The 4,112-nt window shown below is 55.0% G+C and carries 2 protein-coding genes and 1 pseudogene; all 3 read right to left on the bottom strand.

Annotated features, from left to right (window positions below):
• Positions 1-84: 84 nt before the first annotated feature.
• Positions 85-3,105: pseudogene (locus ALO64_RS16100) on the bottom strand (Tn3 family transposase).
• An 11-nt stretch (positions 3,106-3,116) separates the two neighbouring features.
• Entirely contained in the window at positions 3,117-3,530 is a 414-nt protein-coding gene (locus tag ALO64_RS16095; protein ID WP_172680540.1) for a type II toxin-antitoxin system VapC family toxin, read from the bottom strand.
• Entirely contained in the window at positions 3,527-3,769 is a 243-nt protein-coding gene (locus tag ALO64_RS16090; protein WP_054071615.1) for an antitoxin, read from the bottom strand. Before ALO64_RS16090 ends, ALO64_RS16095 begins: the two co-directional genes overlap by 4 nt.
• Positions 3,770-4,112: the final 343 nt, after the last annotated feature.

Below are 4,112 nucleotides of genomic sequence, written 5' to 3'. Positions count from 1 at the left end.
AGACTGGCGATCATCATCTCGGGGTTGTACGCCCAAACCCCAGATTTTTTTGTTGGACTGAACGACGGCCCCCAGAAAGCTTCGTCATCCCAGATCCATTCCTTCAATCATTATATCGAGGTCAATAAGCTTCCCTTCGCTGTTAAAGGTGTAGTGCCCGTTGAGCAGGATGTGTCGCCAGGCTGCCGGCGATATTTGAGCGATCCATCCCAGTGCCTTGGTGTTATCGCTCGCCTCGTACTTGGTCAACAGCCGGGACAGGATCGCGGAGTTGTAGAAGATGATCGTGTTGGCAATCAGACGCGCGCACTGGTTGCTGATCTCTATCTCAATGTCGGTGCGTCCGGTCAACTCCTTCTTGCCCCCGACCTGGGCGATGGCCGAGCGTAGCTGGTGATAGGACTCGATGCGGTTTTGCGAGCGGTGCACGTTGCGCTCCAGTTGCGGGTCGCGCAGATAACGCAGTGTATAGATGCTGCGCACCAGTTTGTCGTACTCGAAGATTGCACGCCGCGTCGGGTTCGGCGCGGTGTAGGTGCAGAGCTTGCGAACCAGTACTCCTTGCGTCATCTCCTTCAGACCCAGTGTGGCGACAATCTGATCGATATTGGACTTTTCGCTGATAATGAGTTGCCGGTCGATCTGGCCGACTGGCCGGATCAGACATTTATCATAAAGTGACAGGTCATCAGCGCAGTACAGTTCCTTCAACTGGTGGCCGAGGTCGGTGAAGCGCGGCTCAAAACTCGAACTAAACCACTGCAGGATGGCGAAGTTGAGCTTGTTGACACTGTGCATGTCTCCGGTGATTGCGGTCGGCACGATATCTGATGTATTGCGATACCAGATGTCGAACACATGGTGACCTTCGTAATCGTGTGCCCCTATCAGGTCGCCATTAATTGGCACGTGGTTGCACAGCAGCGTGTAAGCAACCACCCCCTTGCCGCGGCCAAAGTATTTACGCGAGTAACGCGCCTTGATGGTGGGCCGTTCGACGCTAAACTTCTGACCGTCGACTGCGCCGTACAGCACATCGGGGTCAAACGAATAATGCGGGAAGATTGGCAGCGCGCTAATGCCGTTGCTGATGCAATCGTTGGCGGCTTGTAGTGATGCCTGGCGCAGGTATTGCTGATAGGTCGTCTCCAGCACATGGTAGGGAATGTCGCTCGTCTTAGCCATTACCAGGTTGCCGTGGTTCATGGCCTGGGCGATGATCACCGCCATCAGACTGTCGGTATCAGCCACTTTTTTCGCGTAGCGTGGCTGCAACGGTGTCAGTGCGGCCAGAAATTGACACTGGTTGTCGACAAAGCGGAACACGTCGGCGATATCGCAGAACGGCAGCTGCTCGTAGAAACTCTTTTCACGCACGGGCTGTTTGTCGGCCTTGGGTTTGCGCCAGATCAGCACCTGGGTGTCTTTGTCATACTCCAGCTGCGTCAGCTTGCCCTGTTTTAGTTCGCGGTTGAAGGTCAGCCATTGCGTGTGCAGCTCAGCTTTCAGTTTATCAAGCTGAGCCTCAATCGGTTGTCGTAGGAAGGGGATCTCCATCTGCGCCAGTATGTCGGCTTTATCCTCCAGCGAAACCAGCTCGTCCATCAAATGGCGGTGCTGCAAGCTGTCGTCCAGATAGATTTCGCCGGACTTGAAACGCTTCCTGATCTGTCGGTACAACCAGAATTCGTAGCGGTCCGGGTACAGTCCGGTCGCATTGCCGTCACCATCGAACGTCAGCAGATACGGTCGCAGCCGTTTGGGCAGTGTCGCTACCGGGCATTCCGTCAGCGGCCTCTGCGTCAGGCGTTGCTGCCTGGCGAACACGCCCTTCGCCCAGCCGAGCGCCGTGAGCCACGGATTGTCCGTGTTGATACTGGAGAAATCGAGCGCGCCGAACAACGGACGCAGCTGCCGACGCATACGGTCGGCAATACCATCGACGGCCAGCCAATGTCGTGCCAGCTTGTTTGCCGGTTTTATACTCATACGCTGCGCGGTACTTTGCAGTGTGCCCTTGGACATGATCTTGTAGGCACGCTGCCGTACCTCGCCAAACGGCGTGGGATCGGCCACGCTGTCGTCGACATAGAGCGAGAGCAAACGCCCGACTTGTGGCGTTTCCTGCTGCCGGCGAAGTTGTTCGGTGTCGAAGGATTTCTTGGCCGCCGCGCTGGTTTCATCCTCCAACCGTTTCATGTGATAGGCCAGAGCATCGACTAGGTTGTCGGTAAGCTGCCGATAGCGCAGCCAGGCGTAACACAGCAAGTAAAGGTGGGTCTGATCGGACCGTAGCCGACGCAAGTCGTAGACGGTGTAGAAATTCGCCAGGCTGGCGTAATAGAGCAGGTTTTGCTTTGAAATGCCGAGTTTCGGCAGCAGTCTCTTGGCTATCCAATGCAAGGGGGCTAGCGTGGCACGCTTTTCGCGCTCACGAGCCATCTGTCGCCACCGGAAATCCTTGGCGTCCTGGCGCAGTACTGCGAGGCCAGAAAGCACATCGTGCTCGCCAAGCGCTGCCTTGTCGGCTTCGCTTAGCACCTCCTCCAGCAGATCCCCCAAACGTCGCCGCTCAGTCGACAATGTCTCGCTGATCAGTTCTTACAGTGTGGTGTAGCCCGGTCGGATAATCTTATGCTCGTGGAGCCAGACAATCAGTTCAGATGCCACAAAACCGGGCGTCACGTCGCGTCGAGCGACTTGTGCGGCCTGTTGCGTGAGCTGATGCAGGAACTCCTTTGACCAGGGCCTGTAGCCGAACAGCTTTGCGATCTGACGACGCTGCGTATAGTGCTCGTGGTCAGTTATCGCCTCAGGCTCAAACACCTCACTGTGGAAGTAACGACTCAGCACAAAAGCGACATCGCTCTCTACGTCAAGAGTCCATGCGAAACGGAAAAAAGCGTGTTTGACCTTGAAGTAGCTGATCTGCAAGATGCAGTAGACCTGAGCATCGATCCCTGGACGACTTGTGGCGAGTGACAGTTCCGCCTCCGACAACGAGAGGTATTCCAGTTGCTGGCCATCATCGAAGTCGGGTAGCCCATAGAGGGCTTCCTGTTCGGCGCCTGACAGGATCGTCAGTAGTTTATTCTTCACCACCATCCGTTAGCGCCTCAGCGTCCGTCTATCCAATCTTCGACAGCAAGTACGCCATCAGGAACAAAAGCAAACGCCTTGTCATTGGTAATGAGCGTCGCGTTGGCAGCTACGGCATGCGCAGCAATCATCATATCAAGTGCGCCCAGAGTGATGCCGACCGCTGCGCAAGAAGCTCGTAAGTCGCCATAGACGGTGGCGGCATGCCCATCCCAGGGCAAGACCTGGACACGAAGCAAAAACTCTCGGATTAGGTTCGCAAGGGCTGCTGGATGGCCCTTGCGGGCCAAGCCATAGAGCAATTCCGCTTGTGTGACGGTCGAGATAACGATGCTGTCCATCGGCTGTTTTGCTAGACGCTCGCGAACTTCGGGAGGATGCCCCTTGATCACGTAACTCGCCGTATTCGTATCGAGCATATAGCGCTTCAAAACAGCTCTCTTTCTTTGGCTGGCCGGTCTTCTCGATCTGCCATGAACCCTGCTGGAATCTTGGTGCGATCGGCGAGTGCGAAGAACTCAGACCAAGATGCAGGCTTAGGTGACAGGACAATCTCGCCGGTGTGAATATCTCGACGTATGAAGACTTCCGTCCCCTGAAACCGAAACTCTTTTGGAAGCCTTACTGCTTGGCTTCGCCCTGTGACGAATAACTTGGCGGTGGTTGGCATGGAGGAACTCCTTTCATGATAGCTATCAAAAGTATGTATCCAATAGTGATAGATATCAATAGTACCTATCATATGCTATGAAGCTGGTTCGAATTGGGTATCCCCTTAGCGAACCGACAATATGTGGTACTGTATTACTTGCCGAACAACCCAAATAGGACCAGTTCGCCAAAATGACCCTATTGGTACCGATGACCTACTTTGTCCGTGCATACCTGCGCGCTTCAACCAGCGAGCAGGACGCGCAACGAGCACGAGGCGCATTAGATAGCTTCGCTCGTGAGCGTGGAGTGGTTATTTGCAACCATTACGCAGAAAACGAATCAGGGGCACGACTTGACCG

This window comes from Pseudomonas meliae, assembly GCF_001400515.1.
Taxonomy (GTDB): domain Bacteria; phylum Pseudomonadota; class Gammaproteobacteria; order Pseudomonadales; family Pseudomonadaceae; genus Aquipseudomonas; species Aquipseudomonas amygdali.
This window is presented reverse-complemented; position numbering and strand designations above follow the sequence as displayed.

Excerpts from the sequence above, each read along its gene's own strand:
- ALO64_RS16090 (WP_054071615.1), bottom strand. The coding sequence starts at position 3,769 with ATGCCAACCACCGCCAAGTTATTCGTCACAGGGCGAAGCCAAGCAGTA.